This window comes from Micromonospora sp. NPDC048905 (assembly GCF_040649655.1).
In the GTDB taxonomy this organism is placed as follows: domain Bacteria; phylum Actinomycetota; class Actinomycetes; order Mycobacteriales; family Micromonosporaceae; genus Micromonospora.
This window is the reverse complement of sequence record NZ_JBEZFV010000001.1, coordinates 990781-1015003: the sequence shown is the minus strand read 5'-3', so window position 1 is coordinate 1015003 and position 24223 is coordinate 990781. Positions and strand designations below refer to the sequence as shown.

Annotated in this window: 23 protein-coding genes; 18 read left to right on the top strand and 5 right to left on the bottom strand. The window is 72.4% G+C overall.

Annotated features, from left to right (window positions below):
- Positions 1 to 12: 12 nt before the first annotated feature.
- The 12 genes from AB0C01_RS04755 (at position 13) to dapB (ending at position 11801) form a co-directional block, all read left to right on the top strand.
- Positions 13 to 309, top strand: coding sequence for a DUF503 domain-containing protein (locus AB0C01_RS04755; RefSeq protein WP_357570228.1), 297 nt, complete (start codon positions 13 to 15; stop codon positions 307 to 309).
- 127 nt (positions 310 to 436) lie between these two features.
- Entirely contained in the window at positions 437 to 937 is a 501-nt protein-coding gene (gene rbfA, locus AB0C01_RS04750) for a 30S ribosome-binding factor RbfA (RefSeq protein WP_357247299.1), read from the top strand.
- Between the two features lie 53 nt (positions 938 to 990).
- Positions 991 to 1992 carry a bifunctional oligoribonuclease/PAP phosphatase NrnA gene (locus AB0C01_RS04745; RefSeq protein WP_357248033.1) on the top strand — a complete coding sequence of 334 codons (1002 nt, stop codon included), beginning with the start codon at positions 991 to 993 and terminating at the stop codon, positions 1990 to 1992.
- 103 nt (positions 1993 to 2095) lie between these two features.
- Entirely contained in the window at positions 2096 to 2503 is a 408-nt protein-coding gene (locus tag AB0C01_RS04740; protein ID WP_357247302.1) for a hypothetical protein, read from the top strand.
- Positions 2503 to 2712, top strand: a complete 210-nt coding sequence (locus AB0C01_RS04735) for a DUF6186 family protein (protein ID WP_357248036.1) — start codon at positions 2503 to 2505, stop codon at positions 2710 to 2712. The genes AB0C01_RS04740 and AB0C01_RS04735 overlap by 1 nt, the downstream gene beginning before the upstream one ends.
- Before the next feature lie 475 nt (positions 2713 to 3187).
- Positions 3188 to 4510: an MATE family efflux transporter gene (locus AB0C01_RS04730; RefSeq protein ID WP_357247305.1), complete on the top strand. Its 1323-nt coding sequence runs from the start codon at positions 3188 to 3190 to the stop codon at positions 4508 to 4510.
- Between the two features lie 31 nt (positions 4511 to 4541).
- The gene (gene truB / locus AB0C01_RS04725; protein ID WP_357570227.1) at positions 4542 to 5426 is read left to right on the top strand and encodes a tRNA pseudouridine(55) synthase TruB; all 885 of its coding nucleotides are present in this window, start codon (positions 4542 to 4544) and stop codon (positions 5424 to 5426) included.
- Positions 5427 to 5502: 76 nt separating this feature from the next.
- Complete coding sequence (locus AB0C01_RS04720; RefSeq protein ID WP_357247312.1) at positions 5503 to 6432, top strand: bifunctional riboflavin kinase/FAD synthetase; 930 nt, start codon at positions 5503 to 5505, stop codon at positions 6430 to 6432.
- Positions 6433 to 6626: 194 nt separating this feature from the next.
- A complete protein-coding gene (gene rpsO, locus AB0C01_RS04715) occupies positions 6627 to 6896 on the top strand; it encodes a 30S ribosomal protein S15 (RefSeq protein WP_030337594.1) in 270 nt (89 codons plus the stop codon).
- A gap of 226 nt (positions 6897 to 7122) precedes the next feature.
- The gene (locus AB0C01_RS04710; protein WP_357247315.1) at positions 7123 to 9516 is read left to right on the top strand and encodes a polyribonucleotide nucleotidyltransferase; all 2394 of its coding nucleotides are present in this window, start codon (positions 7123 to 7125) and stop codon (positions 9514 to 9516) included.
- 47 nt (positions 9517 to 9563) lie between these two features.
- The gene (locus AB0C01_RS04705) at positions 9564 to 10961 is read left to right on the top strand and encodes a pitrilysin family protein (RefSeq protein WP_357247317.1); all 1398 of its coding nucleotides are present in this window, start codon (positions 9564 to 9566) and stop codon (positions 10959 to 10961) included.
- A gap of 72 nt (positions 10962 to 11033) precedes the next feature.
- Positions 11034 to 11801 carry a 4-hydroxy-tetrahydrodipicolinate reductase gene (gene dapB / locus AB0C01_RS04700; protein WP_357247320.1) on the top strand — a complete coding sequence of 256 codons (768 nt, stop codon included), beginning with the start codon at positions 11034 to 11036 and terminating at the stop codon, positions 11799 to 11801.
- Positions 11802 to 11845: 44 nt separating this feature from the next.
- Here dapB and AB0C01_RS04695 read toward each other — a convergent pair whose 3' ends face one another.
- The 3 genes from AB0C01_RS04695 to AB0C01_RS04685 all read right to left on the bottom strand — a co-directional run bounded on the left by AB0C01_RS04695 (position 11846) and on the right by AB0C01_RS04685 (position 15150).
- Positions 11846 to 13420, bottom strand: coding sequence for an MFS transporter (locus AB0C01_RS04695; RefSeq protein ID WP_357570226.1), 1575 nt, complete (start codon positions 13418 to 13420; stop codon positions 11846 to 11848).
- Positions 13421 to 13495: 75 nt separating this feature from the next.
- A complete protein-coding gene (locus tag AB0C01_RS04690; protein ID WP_357570225.1) occupies positions 13496 to 14467 on the bottom strand; it encodes a sigma-70 family RNA polymerase sigma factor in 972 nt (323 codons plus the stop codon).
- An 86-nt stretch (positions 14468 to 14553) separates the two neighbouring features.
- Positions 14554 to 15150, bottom strand: coding sequence for a GNAT family N-acetyltransferase (locus tag AB0C01_RS04685; RefSeq protein ID WP_357247328.1), 597 nt, complete (start codon positions 15148 to 15150; stop codon positions 14554 to 14556).
- Between the two features lie 35 nt (positions 15151 to 15185).
- Between AB0C01_RS04685 and AB0C01_RS04680 the strand changes: the two genes are divergently transcribed.
- Complete coding sequence (locus AB0C01_RS04680; protein WP_357570224.1) at positions 15186 to 16460, top strand: glycosyltransferase family 87 protein; 1275 nt, start codon at positions 15186 to 15188, stop codon at positions 16458 to 16460.
- Here AB0C01_RS04680 and AB0C01_RS04675 read toward each other — a convergent pair.
- On the bottom strand, positions 16359 to 16910 hold the full coding sequence (locus AB0C01_RS04675) for a GNAT family N-acetyltransferase (protein WP_357247334.1): 552 nt from the start codon (positions 16908 to 16910) through the stop codon (positions 16359 to 16361). The two genes, AB0C01_RS04680 and AB0C01_RS04675, sit on opposite strands and share 102 nt — an antisense overlap.
- A gap of 79 nt (positions 16911 to 16989) precedes the next feature.
- Between AB0C01_RS04675 and AB0C01_RS04670 the strand changes: the two genes are divergently transcribed.
- The 5 genes from AB0C01_RS04670 to AB0C01_RS04650 all read left to right on the top strand — a co-directional run bounded on the left by AB0C01_RS04670 (position 16990) and on the right by AB0C01_RS04650 (position 22494).
- Positions 16990 to 18219, top strand: coding sequence for a crosslink repair DNA glycosylase YcaQ family protein (locus tag AB0C01_RS04670; RefSeq protein WP_357570223.1), 1230 nt, complete (start codon positions 16990 to 16992; stop codon positions 18217 to 18219).
- Positions 18220 to 18223: 4 nt separating this feature from the next.
- Positions 18224 to 18820, top strand: a complete 597-nt coding sequence (locus AB0C01_RS04665) for a DUF2752 domain-containing protein (RefSeq protein WP_357570222.1) — start codon at positions 18224 to 18226, stop codon at positions 18818 to 18820.
- A gap of 218 nt (positions 18821 to 19038) precedes the next feature.
- Positions 19039 to 19779, top strand: a complete 741-nt coding sequence (gene thyX / locus AB0C01_RS04660) for an FAD-dependent thymidylate synthase (protein ID WP_355031682.1) — start codon at positions 19039 to 19041, stop codon at positions 19777 to 19779.
- Positions 19780 to 19826: 47 nt separating this feature from the next.
- Complete coding sequence (gene dapA, locus AB0C01_RS04655; RefSeq protein WP_357247340.1) at positions 19827 to 20753, top strand: 4-hydroxy-tetrahydrodipicolinate synthase; 927 nt, start codon at positions 19827 to 19829, stop codon at positions 20751 to 20753.
- A gap of 52 nt (positions 20754 to 20805) precedes the next feature.
- On the top strand, positions 20806 to 22494 hold the full coding sequence (locus AB0C01_RS04650; RefSeq protein WP_357247342.1) for a ribonuclease J: 1689 nt from the start codon (positions 20806 to 20808) through the stop codon (positions 22492 to 22494).
- Between the two features lie 61 nt (positions 22495 to 22555).
- Here the strand turns inward: AB0C01_RS04650 and AB0C01_RS04645 are convergent, their stop codons facing one another.
- Entirely contained in the window at positions 22556 to 24190 is a 1635-nt protein-coding gene (locus AB0C01_RS04645; protein WP_357570257.1) for a YbjN domain-containing protein, read from the bottom strand.
- Positions 24191 to 24223 lie beyond the last annotated feature (33 nt).

Below are 24223 nucleotides of genomic sequence, written 5' to 3'. Positions count from 1 at the left end.
TCGTCCGGGGCGATGTTCACCGGAACCGCGGTCTTCGACCTGCTGCTGCCGGGCGACTCCCGGTCGCTCAAAGCCAAGAGATCATATGTACGGCCGATCGTGGCGGCGTTGCGCCGCTTCGAGGTGTCGGCCGCCGAGGTGGGTGCGCTCGACCTGCATGGTCGAGCGCAGCTCGCGGTGGCCGTGGTGGCCGCCGAGACGGCGCACGTCCGCGAGGTGCTCGACTCCTGTGAGCGCCTGGTGGCCGGTCGCCCCGAGGTCGAGGTGCTGTCCGTTCGGCGCCGGCTGTACGGCGTGGACGACGACTGACCCCGGAGCCGGCTGTGCCGGGCGACCGGTGCGGTCGCGAAGGTAGTGTTCGAGATGTTGGCCGGTCGGCCGGCGACCCCCCGGGTCGCCGGGTCGACCGGGAGCAGGACGCCGTGGAGGTGGCGAGATGTCTGATCCGGCCAAGGTACGCCGGCACGCGGAACGGGTGCGTGAGCTGGTCGCGTCGGTGGTGCGGAGCCAGATCAAGGACCCGCGGCTCGGGATGATCACCATCACCGACGCCCGGATCACCGCGGACCTGCGTGACGCGACGGTCTTCTACACCGTGCTCGGTGACGCGGTGGCCCAGGCGGACACCGCCGCGGCGCTGGAGAGCGCCAAGGGGTTGCTGCGCAGCACGGTCGGCAAGGCCCTCGGGCTGCGTCACTCGCCGACCCTCACGTTCGTCCTCGACGACGTGCAGGACCAGGTCAAGCACATCGACGACCTGCTCGCCGCCGCCCGTAACGCCGACGCCGAGGTGCAGCGGCTGGCCGCCCAGGCGAAGTACGCGGGTGAGGCGCAGCCGTACCGGGTCGACGACGAGACCGATGAGGGCGACGACGCGGACGAGGCCGATGCGGCCACCGACGTGCCGGACGCCGCGCGGGGTGGGGAAACGCGGTGACCAGCACCGCCAGCGTCCCGCTCGCCGGGGCGGCCGGGGTCGGCCCGGCCGAGATGGACTGGGCTGCGGCCGAGGCGCTGGTGCGGGCTGTCCCGCCGGGTGGCCGGGTGCTGCTGATCTGCCACATCAACCCGGACGGTGACGCGCTGGGCAGCATGCTCGGCTTCGGGCTGGGCCTGCGGCAGTTCGGCCTCCGCGAGGTGCAGGCGACCTTCCCCGGGCCGCCGGAGGTGCCCGACCCGTTCCGGGGGTTGCCCGGGTTGGACCTGTTGGTCCCGGCGGACACCGCCGACCCGGCGCCGGACCTGGTGATCTGCTTCGACGCGGCGAGCGAGTCGCGCCTCGGTGAGCTGGCCGGGCGGTTGTCGTCGGCGGGGGCGGCGCTGGTGCTCGATCACCACGCCTCGAACTCCGGCTTCGGCACCGTCAACCTCGTGGACCCGGGCGCCGCGGCGACGTCGGTGGTGGCGGAGCAACTGCTGGCCCGGCTCGGGGTCGTGGTGGATCCGGCCATCGCGGAGTGCCTCTACGTGGCGCTGACCACGGACACCGGCTCGTTCCGGTTCGCGGCGACCACTCCGGCGGTGCACCAGATGGCTGCCCGGTTGCTGGCCACCGGCATCTCGCCCGGAGACATCTCCCGCCGGGTCTTCGACACCCGGCCCTTCGGTGCGGTGCGTCTCTTCGGCGAGGTGCTCGGCCGGGCGCGGCTGGAGTTGGCCGCCGCCGGCGGCCGGGGGTTCGTCTGGACCTTCGCCACGCTCGAGGATCTGGCCCGGCACGACCAGCGGCCGTACGTCCTGGAGGCGCTGATCGACTCGGTGCGCTGCACGGCCGAGGCGGATGTGAGCTGTGTGGTCAAGCAGACCACGCCCGGCGAGTGGGCGGTGTCGATGCGCAGCAAGGGCGCGGTGGACGTCAGCCGGGTCGCGGTGGCGCTGGGCGGTGGTGGCCACCGGTTCGCGGCGGGGTTCACCGGTCGGGGCACCGTCGAGCAGGTGGTCGAGTCGATCCGCGGCCAACTGGACGCGGCGTTGCTCCACCCCGACGCCTGACGGCGACGTTCGTCGTCATCGATAGCCCGGTCCGGAAGGATCAGGGTCAACTCCGGGGAGTGTCGGTCTTCCCGCGCTCGGTGAGACCGGGAAGAATTGCGGGATGGAGCAGCCGCACGACCTCACCGTGGAGGCCCCCCGTGCCTGGGACCGGCCCGCCGTCTCCGTTCCCGTCCTCGTCTGCCTGTCGCTCGTCGGTGGTCGGTTCGCGTCGTTCTCCACCGAGGCGAATCTGTTCACCATTGGCACCGGCGGGGTGCTGATCTGGCTCGGTCTGAGCAATCGGGTGCCCCGCCGACCGGCGCCGCGCCGGCTGGGCTCGGGAGCGGTCTGGTGGGCGGTGCCGGTGGTGGTCTTCGGGGTCTTCGAGGGCGTGACGTTCGTGCTGGCCGCCGGTGACGACTTTCCCACCTTCTCCCGGCTGGCCGATCCTCTCCTGGAGGATCATCTGACCCGGTCGGCGGTGTGGTTCGCCTGGCTGGCCGCCTTCTGGGGGCTGGTGCGTCGATGATGCGGGCGTTCGCCATCGGCGGTTTCCTCACCGCGTTGGTGCTCTTCGCGGTGGTCGAGTGGATGGCCCGGCGGGAGGGTTCCCGGATCCCCACCCTGGGCGAGGTCTGCGCGTACGTGATGCGCTACGAGGTCGGCTCGGTGCCGGTGGGCCGGATCGGTCTGTTCGGGTTCTGGTGGTGGCTGGGCTGGCACTTCCTGGCCCGCTGAGCCGGGTCGCCGCTTGTCCACATGGCGGGAACCGGGAGCAGCATATGGACCTGAACGATAACTTGGGTGAAGGCCGGGCGCCGCGTAGCGGTGCAGGTCATGGGTGGTGGCGCCACACCTCGTGCTGCCTCCCTCCAGGGTCGGATCGACCCGGGCTCACGCTGCCCAGTCGGCTGCTCCGGTAATCCCGGACCGCCGTGGGGCGCGCAGCACGATCGCCCGCGAGGGCCGCCGCGTGTCGGTGGCTCGCTCCCTGGAAGGACCACCACCATGCCGAACAAGCCCAAGCCCGAGACCACCGACGACGCCCGCGAGCAGGCCCGCCGCGCGCTGCAGACCTCGATGGACACCCGGCAGTGAGCCAACCCGTCCGGCGGTGACGCTCGGCGTCGACGAATCCGGGTGCGGCCCACCGAGGGAGTAAGCCCGCGGCGGGATTGCGATCCTTACCGCGCTCGTGCCAGGATCGGCGGCGATGAGCCAGATCGCCGCCACCCACCGAACCGCCTCGCCGCGGCGGATCGCCAGCCTCGCCCTGCCGGCCCTCGTGGTGCTCGCCGCCGAGCCGCTCTACGTGCTCGTCGACACGGCGGTGGTCGGGCACCTCGGCCGGGTGCCGCTCGCCGCGCTCGCCGTCGGTGGCACGGTGATGACGCTCACCGCGTGGGTCGGCACCGTTGTCGCGTACGGCACCACCGGGCGCGCGGCCCGCCGCTTCGGCGCGGGTGACCGGGCCGCCGCGGTGGCCGAGGGAGTCCAGTCGTCCTGGCTGGCGTTCGGTGTCGGTCTGCTGATCGCGATCGGCATGCAGGTCGGCGGAGGTGCGCTCGCGCGTACCCTCGCCGGTGGAACTGGCGACGTGGCCGACGCCGCCGCGCACTGGTTGCGGATCGCGGCCCTCGGCGCCCCCGGCCTGCTGCTCGCCGCCGCCGGCAACGGCTGGCTGCGCGGCGTGCAGGACACTCGCCGCCCGTTGTTCTTCGTGCTCGGTCCCAACCTGCTGTCCGCGCTGCTCTGCCCGCTGCTGGTCTACCCCGGCGGCCTGGGCCTGATCGGCTCGGCGGTGGCCAACGTCGTCGCGCAGACGCTCTGCGGGGCGCTGTTCGCCGCGGCGCTGGTCGCCGAGCGGGTGTCGCTGCGGCCCCAGCCCCGGGTGATCCGCCAGCAGTTGGTGCTCAGCCGCGACCTGCTGATCCGTGGCCTGGCGTTCCAGGCCAGCTTCCTCTCCGCGACCGCTGTCGCCGCCCGCTTCGGCGCCGCCGCCGTCGGCGCCCACCAGATCGCCCTGCAACTCTGGTTCTTCACCGCGCTGGTGCTCGACGCCCTCGCGATCGCCGCCCAGTCCCTGGTCGGTGCCGCGCTCGGCGCCGGCGACGACGCGGGCGCCCGGGCGCTCGCCCGCCGGATCGGGCTGCTCGGCGGCGTCTGCGGCGTCGCCTTCGCGCTTGTCGTGGCCGCCGGCGCGGGCGTCGTACCGTCGTGGTTCAGCTCCGACGAGGGGGTACGCGACCAGGCCATGGTGGCCTGGCCGTGGTTCGTCGCCATGCTGCCCCTGGCCGGGGTGGTGTTCGCCCTCGACGGCGTGCTGATCGGCGCGGGCGACGTGCGTTACCTGCGCAACCTCACCATCGTGGCGGCGCTCGGCGGCTTCCTGCCGGCCATCTGGCTGGCCTACGTGCTCGACCTCGGGCTGGGCGGCATCTGGGCCGGGCTCACCCTGTTCGTGGCGATCCGGCTGGTCGCCCTGCTGCTGCGCCTGCGCAACGGCAACTGGGCGGTGCCCGGGGCCGTCCGCTGACCCACGTGCCCATCTGGCAGGCTTGGCCGACGTGAGCACCGATGGTCTGATCGTGGTCGACAAGCCCGGCGGCATGACGTCGCACGACGTGGTGGCACGCATCCGCCGACTGGCGAAGACCCGACGGGTGGGGCACGGCGGCACCCTCGACCCGATGGCGACAGGTGTGCTGGTGATCGGCGTCGGCCGGGCCACCCGGCTGCTGACGTACGTGATCGGCGCGGGCAAGAGCTACACCGGCACCATCCGGCTCGGGCAGTCCACCGTCACCGACGACGCCGAGGGCGACGTGACCGCCACCATGCCCGCCGACCAGGTCAGCGACGAGGCGATCAGGTCCGCGCTGGCCGGGCTGAGCGGCGAGGTCGACCAGGTGCCGAGCGCGGTCAGCGCCATCAAGATCGACGGGCAGCGGGCGTACAAGCGGGTCCGCGACGGGGAGAGCGTCGAACTGCCGGCCCGGCGGGTCACCATCTCCCGGCTGGAGGTGCTGGCGATCCGCCGCACCGAGCCGGACGTGGTGGACGTGGACGTGGACGTGACCTGCTCCTCCGGCACGTACATCCGGGCCATCGCCCGGGACGCGGGCCTGGCACTCGGCGTCGGAGGCCACCTCACGGCCCTGCGCCGCACCGCCGTGGGTGGCTTCGCCCTCGCCGAGGCGGCGACCCTCGACCAGTTGGAGCAGCGCGCCCCGGATGTGGTGAACCTGCCGTTGGACGCGGCGGCCGACCGCTTCTTCCCACGCCGGGAGGCCACTCCCGACGAGGCCCGGGTGCTCGCCCACGGTGGGCCGCTGGACCCGGCCGGCCTCACCGGGCCGTACGCCGTCTTCGGGCCGGCCGGCGGCCTGATCGCTATCGTCAGCGAGCGGGACGGGCGGGCCCGCGCGGAGATCGTGCTCGCCCCGGCCTGACGGCGGGGAGCAGGTCCGCCGGCCCGGGGTCGGCGGTGTCGACCCGCCGGACGGCGGGACAGCAGGAGGGAACGGCATGCAGCGGTGGCGGGGGTACGACGCGGCGCCCGGTGGGTGGGGGCGCTCGGTCGTCACCATCGGCGTCTTCGACGGCGTGCACAAGGGGCACCAGGCGACCATCGGGCACACGGTGGCCCGCGCCCGGGAGTTGGGCGTGCAGTCGGTGGTGGTCACCTTCGACCCGCACCCGGCCGAGGTGGTCCGCCCCGGGTCGCATCCGGCGGTGCTCACCGAGCCGGCCCGCAAGGCGGAACTGATCGAGCAGCTCGGCGTGGACGTGCTCTGTGTGGTGCCGTTCACACCGGAGTTCTCCCGGCTGCCGGCCGAACAGTTCGTGCACGACGTCCTGGTCGAGCACCTGCACGGCGCGCTGGTGGTGGTCGGCAGCAACTTCCGGTTCGGGCACCGGGCGGCCGGCGACGTGGCGCTGCTGGAGCGGCTCGGGCAGACCTTCGGCTTCGGGGTGGAGGGCAGCCCGCTGGTCGTCGAGGACGGCACCGTCTTCTCCTCCACGTACATCCGTTCCTGCGTCGACGCGGGCGACGTCGGCGCGGCCGCCGCCGCGCTCGGCCGCCCCCACCGGTTGGAAGGTGTGGTGGTCCGCGGTGACCAGCGGGGGCGGGAACTGGGCTTTCCCACCGCCAACCTGCTCTGCCACCGGTACGCGGCGGTCCCGGCCGACGGGGTGTACGCGGCCCGGCTGATCCGTCGCGGGCAGCACGAGCCGTTGCTGGCGGCGGTGTCGGTGGGCACCAACCCGACGTTCTCCGGGCGGGAGCGGCGGGTCGAGGCGTACGCGCTGGACTTCACCGGCGACCTGTACGGCGAGCGGCTCGCCCTGGACTTCGTGGCGCACCTGCGCGGTCAGATCCGGTACGACTCGATCGAACCGTTGATCGCCCAGATGAATCAGGACGTCGAACGCACCCGGCGCGCGCTGGCCTGAGCGTCGTGGGGTGACGCCGCCAAGGCCCTTCGCCGGGTGTTACCGGCGAGTGCTGGTAGTCTTGCCGAGACGTCGGGTGACCGGCGTGGGGCCTCGCGTGCCTGCTCGACGCCGCGGGTGCGAGGTACCGGTCCGTTCCCGGTCCATCGGGACGACGGACACCTACTTGATCAACCCATCGAAACAGGGAGAACATGGCGCTCGACCAGGAAGCCAAGGCCAGCATCCGCGCGGAGTACGCGACCGCCGAGGGCGACACCGGTTCGCCGGAGGTTCAGGTCGCGGTCCTCACCAAGCGGATCGCCGAGCTCACCGAGCACCTGAAGGTGCACAAGCACGACCACCACAGCCGCCGTGGGCTGCTGCTGCTGGTCGGCCGTCGCCGTCGGCTGCTCAACTACGTCCAGAAGAAGGACATTGCCCGCTACCGGTCGCTCATCGAGCGGCTCGGCCTGCGCCGGTGACGTGACGGGGGAGTGGCCGACCGGCCGCTCCCCCGTACGGCGTCCCACCTGAAGAAACACGGGCCGCGCGACCACCCGAGAGGGAGCCGGTCAGCGTACCGGTCTCCGGTAGTGGCCCCCGGGAACCCCGGCATCGAGCCGGCCCCCGGGCGCTTCGATCGAAGACCGGCCGGCTGAGCAGCTCCCCGATGTCGTGGGCCCACGACGCGAAGGAGCACGACAGCACATGACCGAGACCAAACTCGGCACCGAATCCCGCACCGCTGTGATCGACAACGGGTCCTTCGGCACCCGCGAGATCACCTTCTCCACCGGCCGGCTGGCTCGCCAGGCCGCCGGTTCCGTCATCGCCCAGTTGGGCGAGACGGTCGTTCTCTCCGCCACCACCGCCGGTAAGCACCCGAAGGAGCAGTTCGACTTCTTCCCGCTGACCGTCGACGTCGAGGAGCGGATGTACGCCGCGGGCCGCATTCCCGGCTCGTTCTTCCGCCGTGAGGGCCGGCCCAGCGAGGACGCGATCCTCACCTGCCGCCTGATCGACCGGCCGCTGCGCCCGTCCTTCGTGAAGGGCCTGCGCAACGAGGTCCAGGTCGTCGAGACCATCCTCGCGCTCGACCCGCAGCACCCGTACGACGTCGTGGCGATCAACGCCGCCTCGATGTCGACCAAGCTCTCCGGCCTGCCGTTCTCCGGCCCGATCGGTGCGACCCGCGTCGCCCACATCGACGGCCAGTGGGTTGCCTTCCCGACCCTGGAGGAGCTGGCTCGCGCCACCTTCGACATGGTCGTGGCCGGCCGCACGCTCGAGGACGGTGACGTCGCGATCATGATGGTCGAGGCGGAGGCCACCCCGAACGCCGTCGCCCTGATCTCGGCCGGCGCCACCGCCCCGACCGAGGAGGTCGTGGCCAGCGGTCTGGAGGCCGCCAAGCCGGCGATCCGTGAGCTGTGCCGCGCGCAGAGCGAGCTGGCCGAGGTCGCCGCCAAGCCGGTCACCGAGTTCCCGGTCTTCCTGGACTACCAGGACGACGTGTACGACGCCGTCTCCGAGCTGGCCCGCGGCGAGGTCGCCGAGGCGATCACCATCGCCGGCAAGGCCGACCGCGAGGAGGCCCTGGACCGGGTCAAGGCCCGTGTCGCCGAGGAGCTGGGCGCTCGGTTCGAGGGTCGGGAGAAGGAGCTCAGCGCCGCCTTCCGGTCGCTCACCAAGTCCGAGGTCCGCAACCGCGTGCTGCGCGAGCAGGTCCGCATGGACGGCCGTGGCCCGCGTGACATCCGGGCGCTGACCGCCGAGGTCGGCGTGCTGCCCCGGGTGCACGGTTCGGCGCTGTTCGAGCGGGGCGAGACCCAGATCCTGGGCGTCACCACGCTGAACATGCTCCGCATGGAGCAGATGGTGGACACGCTGTCCCCCGAGAACCGCAAGCGCTACATGCACAACTACAACTTCCCGCCGTACTCGACCGGTGAGACCGGCCGGGTCGGCTCGCCGAAGCGTCGCGAGATCGGGCACGGCGCGCTCGCCGAGCGTGCGCTGATCCCGGTGCTGCCGTCGCGCGAGGAGTTCCCGTACGCCATCCGGCAGGTGTCGGAGGCGCTCGGCTCCAACGGCTCCACCTCGATGGGTTCGGTCTGCGCGTCGACGCTGGGCCTGCTCTCCGCGGGTGTCCCGCTGAAGGCGCCGGTCGCCGGCATCGCGATGGGGCTCATCTCCGACGAGGTGGACGGCAAGACCCAGTACGTGACGCTCACCGACATCCTCGGTGCCGAGGACGCGTTCGGTGACATGGACTTCAAGGTTGCCGGCACCCCGGAGTTCGTCACCGCGCTCCAGCTCGACACCAAGCTCAACGGCATCCCGTCGGACGTGCTGGCTGCCGCGTTGCAGCAGGCGAACGAGGCCCGGCAGGTCATCCTCGGTGTCATGAAGGCCGCGATCGAGGCTCCGGCCGAGATGTCGGACTACGCGCCGCGGGTCACCACCGTCAAGATCCCGGTCGACAAGATCGGCATGGTGATCGGCCCGAAGGGGCAGACCATCAACGCGATCCAGGACGAGACCGGCGCCGAGATCTCCATCGAGGACGACGGCACGATCTACGTCGGCGCCACCAACGGCCCGTCGGCCCAGGCGGCCGTCGACCGGATCAACGGCATCGCCAACCCGACGCTGCCGAAGCAGGGCGAGCGGTTCCTCGGCACGGTGGTCAAGACCGCCGCGTTCGGGGCGTTCATCTCGCTGCTGCCGGGCCGTGACGGCCTGCTGCACATCTCCAAGGTGGGCGACGGCAAGCGGGTCGAGCGCGTCGAGGACTTCCTCAACGTCGGTGACCGGGTCGAGGTCGAGATCGCGGACATCGACGCCCGCGGCAAGATCTACCTCGACAAGGTCCGCCCGGAGGGCACCGAGGCTCCGGCCGCCGGTGAGGCCGCCGCTGGCGACCGGCCGGCTGGTCGGGACCGGGGCGACCGGGCTCCGCGTGACCGTGGCGACCGTGAGCGTGGCGGCGACCGAGGCGGCCGTGGCCCCGAGCGTGGCGGCGAAGGCGGCAACGGTGGCGGCGGCGGCGAGGGTGGCGAGGGCGGCGAGCGTCCGCGCCGCCGGACCCGGCACAGCTGATCGTCGTACCTCGCATCACCCACCCCTCGTCGAACCGGGAGCAAGTCGTGAGTCGGGCCTTCAGTGCGCCGTTTCCACCGGATCGACGGGGGGTGGCTGCGTCCCGGGACACCGGGGCGGGCCGCTCCGGCGGCACCGCCCGCGCGGTGACCCGGACGCTCAGCGACGACCCGCTGGGCGGCACGGTACGACGTACCGTGCTGCCCAGCGGCCTGCGCGTCCTCACCGAGGCGATCCCGACGATGCGCAGCGTCTCGTTCGGCGTCTGGGTGGCGGTCGGCTCCCGCGACGAGACCGGCCCGCAGGCCGGTGCCGCGCACTTCCTCGAGCACCTGCTCTTCAAGGGCACCCACAAGCGCACCGCGCTGGAGATCTCCTCGCAGATCGAGGCGGTGGGTGGTGAGACGAACGCGTTCACCACGAAGGAATACACCTGCTACTACGCGCGGGTGCTGGACGAGGATCTGCCGCTCGCGATCGACGTGATGTGCGACGCGGTCGCCGACTCGCTGTTGGAGCCGGCCGACGTCGAGACCGAGCGTGGCGTGATCCTGGAAGAGATCGCCATGCACGACGACGAGCCCGGTGACGAGGTGCACGACCTCTTCGTCCAGGCCGTCTACGGGGAGCACCCGCTGGGTCGGCTGATCTCCGGCACCGCCGAGACGGTCACGCCGATGACCCGCAAGCAGATCCAGAGTTTCTACCGGGGCCGCTACACCGCGCCGCAGATCGTCATCGCCGCCGCCGGCAACCTGGACCACGCCACGGTCGTGAAGATGGTCCGCCAGGCCGTGCGGGGCACCCCACTGGACAGCGACCCGGCCACCCCGGCGCCGCACCGCGCGGCCACCCCGGCGGTACGCACCAAGCCGGCGACCACCCTGGTGGAGCCGAAGGAGACCGAGCAGGCGCACGTCATCCTCGGCTGCCCCGGCATCGACCGCCTCGATGATCGGCGCTTCGCCCTCGGGGTGCTCAACAACGTGCTCGGCGGTGGCATGTCCAGCCGCCTGTTCCAGGAGATCCGCGAGCAGCGCGGCCTGGCGTACTCGGTCTACTCCTACGCCAGCCAGTACGCCGACACCGGCCTGTTCGCCGTCTACGCCGGCTGCGCACCGGGCAAGGTGGACGAGGTGCTGGCCCTGACCCGCGCCGAGCTGGCCCGGGTGGCCGCCGACGGCTTGACCGAGGCGGAGGTGGCCCGCGGCAAGGGGATGAGCAAGGGCTCGTTCGTGCTCGGCCTGGAGGACACCGGTTCCCGGATGAGCAGACTGGCCAAGGGTGAGCTGCTCTACGGCGACCTGATGCCGGTGGACGAGCTGCTCCGCCGGGTCGACGAGGTCACCGTGCAGGACGTGAACGTCCTCGCCGCCGAGCTGCTCAGCCGGCCCATGTCGCTGGCCGTGGTCGGCCCGTTCGGCGCGGGCGACTTCACCGTCTGAGGGCTGCCCGGTCAGTGGTCCGGGTCGGGTCCGGCCCGAAGGGCACGTCCCGATTGGGATAGGTTGTGCCCCGTGACTGACGAGCAGGGAAAGACCCCGGCCGAGCCGCTGCGGGTCGGCGTGCTGGGTGCGCGCGGCCGGATGGGCATCGAGGTCTGCAAGGCGGTCGACGCCGCCGCCGACCTCGATCTGGTCGCCGCCATCGACCAGGGTGACGACCTCTCCGCCGCCTCCGGCGCTGACGTGGTCGTCGACTTCACCACCCCGGACGTCGTCATGGACAACCTCCGGTGGTGCGTCGAGCAGGGCATCAGCGCGGTGGTCGGCACGACCGGCTTCACCGAGCAGCGGCTGGAGCAGGTGCGCGGCTGGCTGGCCGACAAGCCCGAGGTGGGTGTGGTGATCGCCCCGAACTTCGGCATCGGCGCGGTGCTGATGATGCAGTTCGCCGCGCGGGCCGCCCGGCACTTCGAGTCCGTCGAGATCATCGAGCAGCACCACCCGGGCAAGCTGGACGCGCCCAGCGGCACCGCCACGCACACCGCCCGAAAGATCGCCCAGGCCCGCGCCGACGCCGGCCTCGGCCCGGTCCCGGACGCCACCAAGGACGAGGTGCCGGGTGCGCGCGGCGCCGACATCGACGGGGTACGCGTGCACGCGGTGCGCGCCAGCGGACTCGTCGCCCACCAGGAGGTGCTCTTCGGCACCACCGGCGAGACGCTCACCATCCGGCACGACTCGTACGACCGGGTGTCGTTCATGCCGGGCGTGCTGCTGGCCGTCCGCGCGGTGCGCAACCGCCCCGGCCTCACCGTCGCCCTGGACGCGCTGCTCGACTGACCGGTCCGTTCCACCACCTCCGGAGCGGGCGGCGACTCGCGGTATCAGCGCTGACCCGTGACCGGTGCGGTCTCCTCAGGCTGGGCTGGCTCGGCATCGACCGACGCGTAGGGCGGCACCGACCGGAACGCCAACGCGGCGACCACGGCGAGCCCGAGCAGCAGGACGGCACCGGCGGTGGCCGTCACGACCAGCCCACTCGTGTAGGCCGCCCGAGCGGCGTCGACAAGTGCGGCACCGACCCCGCTCGGCACCTCACCGGCCACCGTCACCGCCCCGGCCAGCCCGTCGCGGGCCCGGGCCGCCGCCTCGGCGGACAGCCCCGCGGGCAGCGCCGGACCCAGCTCGGCACGGTAGACGGCGGCCCCCACGCTGCCCAGTACCGCCACACCCAGCGCGATGCCCAACTCGCCGCTGGTCTCGGACATCGACGCTGCCGAGCCGGCTCGCTGAGGCGGGGCCGACCCCACGATCAGGTCGGTGACCAGGGCCGACGGCAGTGCGATCCCGACCGAGGCGACGACGAAGGCGACCAGGACGACGAGGAGGGCGTGGTCGCCCTCCACCCCGGTGAGGAGCAGGAAGCCCGCCGCCGTGACCAGTTGCCCAACGGCCATGACGTGCCCCGGCCGGAACCGGCGGGCCAGCAACGGCGCCAGGGTGGTCGCACCGATCATCGCCACCGCCTGCGGCACCAGCAGCAGCCCGGCGCGCAGCGGCGTCAGCCCCTCGACCAGTTGCAGCCATTGGCTGACGAGCAGGAAGGTCCCGCCCATCAACACGCCGTTGAGCAGGAACAGCAGCAGGGCGGCGGTGAACGTGCGGTTGGCGAAGAGGGCCACGTCCAGCAGCGGATGAGGCAGCCGGCGCTGCCGCCGGACGAAGGCCACCCCGATCAGCAGGCCGGTCCCGATCGCCAGCACGGCCAGCGGGCGCCAACCGTGCCGGGCCAACTCCTTGACGCCGTAGACCACCGGCAGGATGGTGGCGAGCGACAACCCGACGCTGACCAGGTCGAGTCGACCGGGGTGTGGGTCGCGGAACTCCGGAAGCAGCAGCGGCGCGGTCACCAGCAACACCACCATCACGGGCACGCCCAGCAGGAACGCCGAGCCCCACCAGAAATTCTCCAGGAGCACCCCGCCGATCACCGGGCCGACCGCCATCCCGCCCATGAAGCAGCTCATCCAGACCCCGACCGCGACCGCGCGCTGAGCCGGGACCTGGAACATGTTGCTGATCAGGGCCAGCGTGGAGGGCATCAGCGTGGCCCCGGCGACGCCGAGCAGTGCCCGCGCGGCGATCAGCAGCGGCGGGTTCGGCGCGTACGCGGCCACCACCGAGACCACGGCGAACGCCCCGGCCCCGATCAGCAACAGGCGTCGACGGCCCACCCGGTCGCCCAGGGTGCCCATCGTGACCAGGAAACCGGCTATCAGGAAGCCGTAGGCATCGGTGATCCACAACTGCTGGGTGCTGTCGGCGCCGAGGTCCGCGCTGAGGCTGGGCAGGGCCAGGTAGAGCACGCTCAGGTCGAGTGCCAGCAGCAGGGTCGGCAGGGCGAGCACCGCCAGCCCGATCCACTCCCGACGCCCGGCTGCTTGGTGTGCTGTCCGCATCGTCTCTTGCCCTCCTGGTCACGGCTGGTGTCGGAGGGTGGACGACCGTCCGCCCCCGAACTCATCGGTGCGCGGTCAGGCGATTCGGTCGGGCAGGCCGAAGCGGGCGAAGAGCGCCGGCTCCAGGAAGTGGGTGAGCCGGATGATCTGACCGTCGGCGACGTCGATGAGCTGGATGGAGAACGGTCGGTGGCCCCCCGCCCGGTCGGGACGGTACTGCGCCAGCGCCGGGCCGCCGTTGGCCGACACCCGAAGGAGCCGCGAGCCCCGGCAGCCGGACCCCGGCCCGGAGGTCATCCACCGGCCGATGTCGGCCGCACCGGACAACCACATCCGGTACGGAGGCATGCTGTGCACCACGTCCTCGCGCAGCAGACCCACCAGGGCGTCGATGTCGTACCGCTCGAACACCCGCACGTAGCGGTCCAACAGGTCGCGGTGCTCCTCGTCCAACTCCGGACCTGTCGCCCCGCCGTCCCGGTCGGCGAGCGTGGCCCGGGCACGCTGCAGCGCACTGTTGACGGCCGGCACGCTGGTGTCGAGCAGCCTGGCGACCTCGTCGGCGTGCCAGCCCAGCACGTCCCGCAGGATCAGCGCCGCGCGCTGCCGGGCAGGCAGGTGCTGTAGTGCGGCGACGAACGCCAACCGGACCGAGTCCCGAAGCACCACCAGCTCGGCCGGATCCGCCGTGGGCAGCACCGCGGCATCCGGCGCCGGCCCCAACCAACCCGTCTCGGCGTCACCGAGGCTTGCCGCCAACGGCGACGACGGATCGCCGAAGTCCGTCGGCAGGGCCCGCCGCCGCCGACCCCGCAGCAGATCGAGGCAGACATTGGTGGCGATCCGGTAGGCCCAGGTGCGCGTGCTGGACCGGCCGTCGAAGCCGTCCCACCCGCGCCAGGCCCGCAGCAGAGTCTCCTGCACAGCGTCCTCGGCGTCGAACAGTGAGCCGAGCATCCGGTAGCAGTAACCGGTCAACTCGACCCGCAAGTCCTCCAGGTGCTCCTCGGCGGTCGGCGCCGACAGCGGCGCGGTGGCTGAGCTCATGGGCCTGACGGTAGGCGACCGGTCCGACATCGACCCAGCACCGCTGGCCGGACGCGCCGGAGCGGGCCGGCGTCCGGGACCGAGGGTCAGCCCGCAGGCTCGTCGTCCGTCGACACCTTCTCCGTCGGTACGCCCACGTGCAGGCGTACCTGGGGGACCAGCATGTCGTCGACGTCCAGGGCGCGGGCCGCGCCGTCGAGCTCCCACCCGGTGCTGGTGAGGAACTTCCGGGTCGCCTCGTCACCCTCGAACGCCCAGGCCACCGCCCGGCTCAGACCGTCCTCCCGCCACAGGTCGACGGCGGCGGCGAGCAACCGGCTGCCGTGCCCGCGCCGGCCCCACCGCGGCTCCACCAGCAGATCGGTCACGGCGGCCACGTCCGGGCCGAGCGCGTCCGCCGGCTCGCCCGGGGCCAGCGCCTCCGCGTCGGCCGGACCGGAGGCGGCGAACCCCACCAGATACGATTGCTCGGCCTGTTCGACGGCGACCAGCACCCGGTGCGCGCCCGAGGGCGGCTCCAGCACCGCGGCGCTCCACCGCCGGGCGAGGAACGCCTCGTCCAGGTTGTCGAGCACGTGCCGAGGCAGGATCCGACGGTACGCGACCCGCCAGGTCGCGAGTTGGATGCGTGCGATCTCGCCGGCGTCCTCAGGACGCGCCGGGCGGACGTACCCGAGAGCCATGGGACGGAAGCCTACGCAGGACGAGGGAGACGACGGTGGCGCAGGGTGCCAGGAGGACGACCGCGCAGGTCGTCGGGGTGGTGGTGCTCGCCGCGGCGGTCACCGCGTTCCTCGCCGTCGCGGCGGTGCGGCACGGCTTCTTCGACCTGAAGGTCTACTACGGCGCGTTGACCTGGTGGGTGCACGACGGCGGGGAGATCTACGACTACCTCAAGCCGAGCACCCAGTACGGCTTCACCTATCCGCCGTTCGCCGCGCTGGTCATGCTGCCGATGGCGTACCTGCCGTGGACGGCCGCGATCGTGGTGAGCGTGCTCGCCAGCGTGGTCACCACCACGGTGCTCATCTGGTGGCTGGTCGACCCGATCGCCCGCCGGGCCGGCTGGACCCGGTGGTTCGCCCTCGCGGTGGCGCTCTGCCTGGCCGCCGCGTTCGAGCCGATGCGGGAGACGATCAACTTCGGCCAGGTCAACACGCTGCTGCTCTTCCTGGTGGCGGTGGATCTGCTGCGGCTGCTGCCGGCCGGCAACCGGTGGGCCGGGGTGGGCATCGGGCTCGCCACCGCGATCAAACTGACCCCGGGCGTGTTCATCGTCTACCTGCTGGTGACCGGGCGGTGGCGGGCGGCGCTCACCGCCTGCGGGACCGCCGCCGGGGTGTCGCTGCTGGCCGGTGCGCTCTTCCCGGACGCGTCCCGGGAGTTCTGGACCGAGGCGCTGTGGAACACCGGACGGGTGGGGGAGCTCGCCTTCGTCTCCAACCAGTCGCTGCGCGGGGTGGTCGCCCGACTCGACCCGGAGCACCCGAGCACCCTGCTGTGGCTGCTGCTGGTGCTCGGCACCCTGGCACTCTGGGCCTGGCGGTCCCGGGCCGCCGTCCGGGCTGGTGACGAGCTCACCGGCCTGGCGTTGACCGGCGCGGTGATGTGCCTGGTCAGCCCGGTCACCTGGGTGCACCACCTGGTCTGGCTGCTGCCCGCGCTGATCCTGCTCGTCGACAACGCCATGGCCGCGCCGGTCGGCCGTCGGCGGTGGGTCCTGCTGGTCGCCGCGACCATCGCGTACGTGCTGTTGATCAGCCGGACCGTCTGGTTCTGGGAGAAGGACTTCACCGGTGTCGACGGTTTCCTGGGCAGCAACGCCTACGTGTGGATCAGCCTCGCGCTGCTGGCCTTCCTCCCGATCCGCGGTTGGCTGACCTCGGGCGGCTCAGCCGTCGAGGCGTCCGGCGTACCGCAGCTCGACCAGCCCCACCGGCGGGCTCCCACCGGCAAGCGGCACCTGGTAGGTCGACTGCTCACCGTCCGGTGACAACCCGGCCCGCTCGCAGAATCGGCGGGCCCGCCGGTTGTCCGCCAGCACCCACAGCCGATAGTCGGTCCAGCCCCGCTCGTGCAGCCCGGTCCGGGCGGCGGCCAGCAGCGCGGTGGCGGTCCCGTCACCCCAGCACGCCGGCTCCACGTAGATCGCCAGCACCTCGCCGACCGTCGGGTCCAGGTCGTCGCGGTCCTGGTCGCGGCGGTACGGCCCGAAGGTCGTGAAGCCCACGACCAGCCCGTCCACCTCGCCGAGCAGGGTGGTGAACGGGTGGTCCGGGTCGGCGGTGCCGATGTCGCGGCGACGCTGCGCCCAGGCGGCCACGTTCAGCCGGGCCAGCACCTCGTCCGGCATGAAGCCGGCGTAGCCCGCCTGCCAGCCGTGCACGTGCACCCGGGCGACCGCCTCGGCGTCGTCCGGCTCCTCCCGACGGATGGTCAGCATTGCACCGTTCTATGCCCCGTTGGTCGTCGCGTCCAGCTTCCCGCACCGGCGTCGTACCGATGAATTAAGGTCGCCGACGATGGCCGCACCGGAATCACTCTCGCTCGCCCAGGCTCGACGGGTGGCGCTCGCCGCTCAGGGCTTCGCCGACCCGGCGCCAGCCGGCGTGCCCACCCGCCGGCACCTGCGTCGGGTGCTGGATCGGGTCAACCTGATCCAGATGGACTCGGTGAACGTGCTGCAACGCGCGCACTACCTGCCGCTCTACAGCCGGCTCGGGCCCTACCCGACCACGATGCTCGACCAGGCCGCCTACCGCCGTCCCCGCGAGTTGTTCGAATACTGGGGTCACGAGGCGTCGTTGGTCCCGGTCGAGCTGCACCCGATGCTGCGCTGGCGGATGGCCCGAGCACACAGCGAATCCTGGGGCGGCATGCGGCGGATCGCCCAGGAGCAGCCGGAGCTGGTCGCCTGGGTTCGCGACGAGGTGGCCGCCCGCGGCCCGCTGACCGCTGCCGAGATCGAGCACGACGCACCACGGGAGACCGGCAACTGGGGGTGGAACTGGTCGGCGGTCAAACGGGCCCTGGAGTTCCTCTTCTGGGCCGGTGAGGTGGCCGCCGCGGAGCGCAGCACCTCCTTCGCCCGCCGCTACGACCTACCCGAGCGGGTGCTGCCCCCGGCGGTGCTGGCCGCGCCCACCCCGACCGACGCCGAGGCGTACCGCACGCTTGTGGCCCTTGCCGCGCGGTCGCTCGGGGTGGCCGCCGAGCCGGAGCTGCGCGACTACTTCCGGTTGCCGCTGGCCGGTGCCCGGCAGGCCGTCGCCGAGCTGGCCGAGGCCGGTGAGCTGCTGCCGGTCACCGTGGCCGGCTGGCGACAGCCGGCCTGGCTGCACGCGTCCGCGCGGCTGCCCCGGTGGATTCGGGGAAACACGCTGGTCAGCCCCTTCGACCCGCTGATCTGGGAACGTGCCCGCACCGAGCGGCTGTTCGGGTTCACCTACCGGATCGAGATCTACGTCCCGGCGCCACAGCGGATCTACGGCTACTACGTGTTGCCGTTCCTGCAGGGCGACCGGTTCACCGCCCGGGTCGACCTGAAGGCCGACCGCAAGGCCGGGGTGCTGCTGGTGCCGGCCGCCTGGATCGAGCCCGACGCCGACCCGGCGGAGACCGCGGTGGCGCTCGCCGCCGAGTTGCACCGGCTCGCCGGCTGGCTCGGCCTGGACGCGGTGGCACCACCGCTGGGCGGCGACCTGGCCGGTCCGCTCACCGCCGCGTTGGCCGGCGTGTCCGGTGTACCGTGAGCGCGTGACGAGCGCTCCCGGTCCGGTCGACCAGCCGCAGCCCGCCCCCGGGGCGGTGCACACCGTGCCGGCTGACCCGGCTGGTGTCGGTCCGGGTGGTGTCGGTCCGGGTGGTTGGCCGACGACCCCGCCGGGTGGCTACCCGGCGCCCGAGCCGGACCGGCTCACCAGGTTCGTGCTGCGTCTCTACGAGCGGTCACCGCGCTGGGCGGTGCCGCTGGCCGCGGTCGGCTGCGTCGCCGCCGGCATGGGTTACGCGCTGCTCAGCAATCCGGCCGACGCCCCTCCGGACGCCGCGCCCACCTGTCTGCTCAAGCTGACCACCGGGCTGGACTGCCCAGGCTGCGGTGGCACCCGCGCACTCTGGTACGTGCTGCACGCCGACCTGCCAGCCGCCGCCCGGCACCACTTCCTGTTCGTCTTCGCGCTGCCGTTCCTCGCGTACCTCTTCGTCGCCTGGGCGGCCAACCAGGCGTTCGGTTGGCGACTGCCGGAGTTGCGGATCAGCTCGAAGGTCATCGTGGGGTTCATGGGCGTGTGGCTCGCGTTCTCGGTGCTGCGCAACCTGCCCTGGGCGCCGTTCACCTCGCTGTACGTCTGACCGCGCCGCTGCCCGTTGCGCTCCGACGCACCTACGCCACCCATGATCGTGCTCGATCCTGGATGTAGTGGGGTCGGGCGCGACGGATGCCACTACATCCGAGATGTGGCGCGATCTTGCGGGCGGAGGACTCGCTGCCTGAGTGATCGACATTGCACGGGGCGCGCCTGAGTTGGGGCCGGAGGCGCCGCGCCACTACAGTCCCAGGAATGCCGGAGATGGTGCAGCCCCAGGTCAAGTTGATCGCGTGGACCCAGTTCGCGGCCCCGGACGACGTGCCGTGGTCGACCGATGCGGAGGGTGGTCAGGCGCTCGCCGAGTTCGCCGGCCGGGCCTGCTACCAGTCGTGGAAGAAGCCGAACCCGGCGACCGCCACCAACGCCGGCTACCTGGCGCACATTCTCGACGTCGGGCACCTGTCGGTGCTGGAACACGGATCGGTCACCTTCTACTTCACCGGGGTGTCCCGCTCCTTCACCCACGAGCTGATCCGGCACCGGCACTTCTCGTACTCCCAGCTGTCCCAGCGCTACGTCCCGGAACGGGACGCGGCCATGGTCGAGCCGGCGGTCATCGCCGACGACCCGGAGCTGCACAAGAAGTTCGTGGCGGCCGCCGAGGCGAGCGTTCAGGCGTACACCGAGTTGTTGGAGGGCCTGGAGCAGCGCTTCTCCGACGAGCCGAACCCGACGCTGCGCCGCAAGCAGGCCCGGCAGGCCGCCCGGGCGGTGCTGCCCAACGCCACCGAGACCCGGATCGTGGTCTCCGGCAACTACCGGGCGTGGCGGCACTTCATCGCGATGCGGGCCACCGAGCACGCCGACGTGGAGATCCGTGAGCTGGCCGTGGAGTGCCTGCGCCAGCTGCAGGGGGTCGCCCCGAACGTGTTCGCCGACTTCGTGATCTCCACGCTGCCGGACGGCACCGAGGTGGCGGCCAGCCCGCACGAGGCGTCCTGAGCCCTTCCCCGGCGGCGCCCGGCTGGTCGTCCGCTAGGTTGGAGGGTATGACGCACGACCACCTCGACGCCGCCGCCCGACCGGCGTCCCGCCCCTTCGGCCGGGTGCTCACCGCCATGGTGAGCCCGTTCACCCCTGACGGCTCGCTCGACCTGGACGGCGCCGCCCGGTTGGCGAGCCACCTGGTCGACGAGCAGGGCAACGACGCGCTGGTGGTCAACGGCACCACCGGCGAGTCGCCGACCACCACCGACGCGGAGAAGGAACGCCTGATCCGGGCCGTGGTGGAGGCCGTCGGTGACCGTGCCAAGGTGGTTGCCGGGGTCGGCACCAACGACACCCGGCACACCATCGAGCTGGCCGCCGCCGCCGAGAAGGCGGGTGCACACGGCCTGCTGGTGGTCACCCCGTACTACAACAAGCCGCCGCAGAGCGGGTTGCTGCGACACTTCACCGCCGTCGCCGACGCCAGCGGCCTCCCGGTGATGCTGTACGACATCCCGCACCGCTCCGGCGTGCCGATCGACACCGAGACGCTGGTCCGGCTCGCCGAGCATGGCCGGATCGTCGCGGTCAAGGACGCCAAGAGCGACCTGATCGCCACCGGCTGGGTGACCAGCCGGACCGCCCTCGCCTTCTACTGCGGCGAGGACGCCCTCACCCTGCCGGCGCTGGCCATCGGCAGCGTGGGTGTGGTCGGCACCTCGACGCACTTCACCGGGGCGCTGACCGCACAGATGATCGAGGCGTACGACGCGGGGGACCTGCCGGCCGCACTTGCCCTGCACCGGCGGCTGCTGCCGCTGTTCACCGGCATCTTCCGCACCCAGGGAGCCATCCTGGTGAAGGCGGGCCTGACATCGCTGGGCCTGCCGGCCGGCCCGGTGCGCCCCCCGCTCGTGGACGCCACCACCGACGAGATCGCCCAGCTGCGCGCGGACTTCGCCGCAGCGGGCCTGGAGCTGCCCGAATGAACGAACGACACGATGGGCGCCGAGTGACGGCGTCGCAGAATGAGGTGGACGCGTGACCGAGGCGCACATCGAGGCGGAACTACCCCCGCCGCTGCCGGAAGGCGGCCTGCGGATCATCCCGCTCGGCGGGCTCGGCGCCATCGGTCGGAACATGACCGTCTTCGAGTACGACGGCAAGTTGCTGATCGTCGACTGCGGGGTGCTCTTCCCCGACGTCGAGCAACCGGGCGTGGATCTGATCCTGCCCGACTTCGGCCCGATCCTGGACCGGCTCGCCGACGTCCAGGCCATCGTGCTGACCCACGGCCACGAGGACCACATCGGCGCGGTGCCGTACCTGCTCGCCCACAAACCCGACATCCCGCTGGTCGGCTCACAGTTCACCCTCGCGCTGGTCGAGGCCAAGTTGGCCGAGCGGCGGATCCAGCCGTACACGCTGACCGTGCGGGAGGGTGGCCGGGAGCGGCTCGGCCCGTTCGAGTGTGAGTTCTTCGCGGTCAACCACTCGATCCCGGACGCCCTCGCGGTGGCCATCCGCACCCCCGCCGGCCTGGTGCTGCACACCGGCGACTTCAAGATGGACCAGCTCCCGCTGGACGGTCGGATCACCGACCTGGCCGGCTTCGCCCGGCTCGGCGCCGAGGGCGTCGACCTGCTGCTGTCCGACTCCACCAACGCGGAGATCCCCGGCTTCGTCACCCCGGAGCGGGAAATCGGGCCGGTGCTCGACTCGATCTTCGCGAAGGCCAAGGGCCGCATCATCGTGGCCTCGTTCGCCTCGCACGTGCACCGCGTGCAGCAGGTCTTCGACTCCGCCGCGGAGCACGGCCGCAAGGTCGCGCTGATCGGCCGGTCCATGGTCCGCAACATGGGCATCGCCCGGGACCTGGGCCTGCTCAACATCCCGGCCGGGCTGGTCATCAGCATCGACGAGGCGACCACTCTGCCGCCGGACCAGATCGTGCTGATGTCCACCGGTTCGCAGGGTGAGCCGATGAGCGCGCTGGGCCGGATGGCAAGCGGCGACCACCGGCACATCACCATCGCCCCCGGTGACACCGTCGTGCTGGCCTCCTCGCTGGTGCCCGGCAACGAGACCTCCGTCTACCGGGTGATCAACCGGTTGGCCCGGGCCGGCGCGGTGGTCGTGCACAAGGACGTCGCGAAGGTGCACGTCTCCGGGCACGCCCCCGCCGGAGAGCTGCTCTACCTGCTCAACGTGGTCCGGCCCAGCAACCTGATGCCCGTGCACGGGGAGTGGCGGCACCTGCGCGCCCACGCCCGGCTCGGCATCGAGTCCGGGGTCGCCGCCGACCGGGTGGTGATCTGCGAGGACGGCGACGTGGTCGACCTGGTCGAGGGCCGCGCCAGCCTGGTCGGGCACGTGAAGAGCCGGTACGTCTACGTGGACGGCCTCGCCGTCGGTGACGTCAGCGAGTCGCTGCTCACCGAGCGGCGGATCCTCGGCGACGGCGGCTTCATCGCCACCACTGTCGTCGTGGACTCGGTCACCGGCAAGGTGGTCGCCGGCCCGACGTTGTCCGCGAAGGGCTTCTCCGAGGACCCGGAGGCGTTCAACCCGGTGGTCCCGCTGGTCACCGAGGCGCTCAACCGGGCCGCGGCGGACGGCATCACCGACCCGCACCAGCTCCAGCAGATCGTCCGCCGGACCGTGGGTCGGTGGGTCAACGACAAGTACCGTCGTCGCCCGATGATCGTGCCCACCGTCGTCGAGGTCTGAGCCTGTCCGCTGACGCCGGTCCACTCCGTTCGGGGTGGGCCGGCGTCGCCGCGCCCGGGGGTCAGGGCAGCGCGGCGACCGCCTCGGCGTAGGCGACGCCGGTGGTGATGGCGGCGTCCACCAGCACCGTGAGCTGCGCCGGAGCCACCCCGTGGGTCAGGTCGGTGGCCACGTCACCGGCCAGCACCAACTCACCGCCGAGGTCGTGCGCGTACGCCTTTGGCAGCAGCCGGTCGTGGTTCCAGGCGTTACAGAAGGCGTACGCCTCGGAGCGGCGGGTCGCCGGCAGCCGGCGGGTGGCCATGGCCCGGGCGTGCAGCACCTCGCCGCGCTCGCCGGCCCGGCGGAACTGGATCACCACCCCATCCCACAGTCCCACCACCCGCTCGCCCTCCTCCACGACGTAGCGGTCCCCGCGGCGGTCCAGGGCGGCCGTGATCAGATCGACGGTGAGCGTCACCAGCTCCCGCTCGTCGTCGGAGTCACGCTCTGCGCCGCCGGGCGAAGCGTCGTCGGCTCCGACGTCGCCGGATCCCTCGTCGGCGGATCCGTCGTCGCCCGATCCGTCGTCGGCGGGCTCGTCGTCGGCGGGCAGGGGCACCGCGGCCGCCAGCGGACGCTCGGCGAGCCAGGCGGCCATCCGTCCGGAGTGGTGGCCGGTGCCGTTGCGGGCGTCGAAGCTGCCGGCCAGCTCGTTGACCATCGCGAGCAGCAACGCGCCGACAGTGGCCACGTCCAGGTCGGTGGCCGGTCGCCCGCCGTAAGCCGGACGGGGCACCGTGCGCAGACCGAGCCCGGCCTCGACGGCCACCGCGCAGACCAGCGCACCGGCAGCGGCGAACTCCATCGCCGCGAGATCGTCGGTGGGCCGGTCCAACCGGGGCAGTTGCTCGGCCAGAATGCTCAGCCCACGGTCCAGGTGCCCGCCGAGAGCGCAGAACCGCAGGTGTGCGGCGAGGTGGGGAAAGGCCGCGCGCTCGCGCCGGTGCCGCCGGTACGCCCGCACGTGCGCCGCCGCGGCCCGCTCGGCCTCGCCGACGCGCAGTTCGGGTAGCAGGCCGGCCACCAGCGCCCGCTCGGGCTGGTCGGTGCAACTCTCCGCGTCGCCGGTGGGCTCCCGCAGCTCGTCCAGCGCGGCGCGCCACTCCCCCCAGCCGGCGAGCAGCTCAGCGCGGCGGGCCGGGGCGCAACCGGGGCAGCCACCGGACGGGGTGCCGACCGTGCCCGCCCACCGCTGGTACCAGTGGCGGGCGGTGGGCTCGTCGCCGAGGTGGTCGGCGATCCGGCAGCGCAGCTCCGCGATGGTCGGCGCCTCGGGTCCGTCCGCCCCGATCCGGTGGGCCAGGTCGTCCAGGAGGGACCGGGTCTGGTCCAGCCCCACCCGAGGGGTGCCGAGCAGCGCCTCCACGGCGTATCGCTGCAGGCGCAGCAGCAGGGGAGCCTCGTCCTCGCTGAGCAGCTCGGGCCGGTAGTCGGCGGCGGCCCGGCACCTGCGTACCGGCTCGACCAGCCGCCACCGCTCGCCGTGCAACAGGTACGCCTCGATCAGCGCGAACCGGGCGTCCAGGGCGGACCGGAGGTCCCCGGACGAGTCGGCCCGCTCGGCGAGCCGTTCGAGGGCCAGCAGCCGGGCCGGTCCGTCGGGCAGGTCCCGCGCGTCGGCGAGCGCGCTCACCAGTACCGGGTCACGCTGCACGGGCGGCCGTCGGGTGAGGTCCGGATCGCCGGA

Coding starts and splice junctions, on each gene's coding strand:
- AB0C01_RS04755 (WP_357570228.1), top strand. CDS start 13: ATGTTCACCGGAACCGCGGTCTTCGACCTGCTGCTGCCGGGCGACTCC.
- rbfA (WP_357247299.1), top strand. CDS start 437: ATGTCTGATCCGGCCAAGGTACGCCGGCACGCGGAACGGGTGCGTGAG.
- AB0C01_RS04745 (WP_357248033.1), top strand. CDS start 991: ATGGACTGGGCTGCGGCCGAGGCGCTGGTGCGGGCTGTCCCGCCGGGT.
- AB0C01_RS04740 (WP_357247302.1), top strand. CDS start 2,096: ATGGAGCAGCCGCACGACCTCACCGTGGAGGCCCCCCGTGCCTGGGAC.
- AB0C01_RS04735 (WP_357248036.1), top strand. CDS start 2,503: ATGCGGGCGTTCGCCATCGGCGGTTTCCTCACCGCGTTGGTGCTCTTC.
- AB0C01_RS04730 (WP_357247305.1), top strand. CDS start 3,188: ATGAGCCAGATCGCCGCCACCCACCGAACCGCCTCGCCGCGGCGGATC.
- AB0C01_RS04720 (WP_357247312.1), top strand. CDS start 5,503: ATGCAGCGGTGGCGGGGGTACGACGCGGCGCCCGGTGGGTGGGGGCGC.
- rpsO (WP_030337594.1), top strand. CDS start 6,627: ATGGCGCTCGACCAGGAAGCCAAGGCCAGCATCCGCGCGGAGTACGCG.
- AB0C01_RS04710 (WP_357247315.1), top strand. CDS start 7,123: ATGACCGAGACCAAACTCGGCACCGAATCCCGCACCGCTGTGATCGAC.
- AB0C01_RS04695 (WP_357570226.1), bottom strand. CDS start 13,420: ATGCGGACAGCACACCAAGCAGCCGGGCGTCGGGAGTGGATCGGGCTG.
- AB0C01_RS04690 (WP_357570225.1), bottom strand. CDS start 14,467: ATGAGCTCAGCCACCGCGCCGCTGTCGGCGCCGACCGCCGAGGAGCAC.
- AB0C01_RS04685 (WP_357247328.1), bottom strand. CDS start 15,150: ATGGCTCTCGGGTACGTCCGCCCGGCGCGTCCTGAGGACGCCGGCGAG.
- AB0C01_RS04675 (WP_357247334.1), bottom strand. CDS start 16,910: ATGCTGACCATCCGTCGGGAGGAGCCGGACGACGCCGAGGCGGTCGCC.
- AB0C01_RS04670 (WP_357570223.1), top strand. CDS start 16,990: ATGGCCGCACCGGAATCACTCTCGCTCGCCCAGGCTCGACGGGTGGCG.
- thyX (WP_355031682.1), top strand. CDS start 19,039: ATGGTGCAGCCCCAGGTCAAGTTGATCGCGTGGACCCAGTTCGCGGCC.
- dapA (WP_357247340.1), top strand. CDS start 19,827: ATGACGCACGACCACCTCGACGCCGCCGCCCGACCGGCGTCCCGCCCC.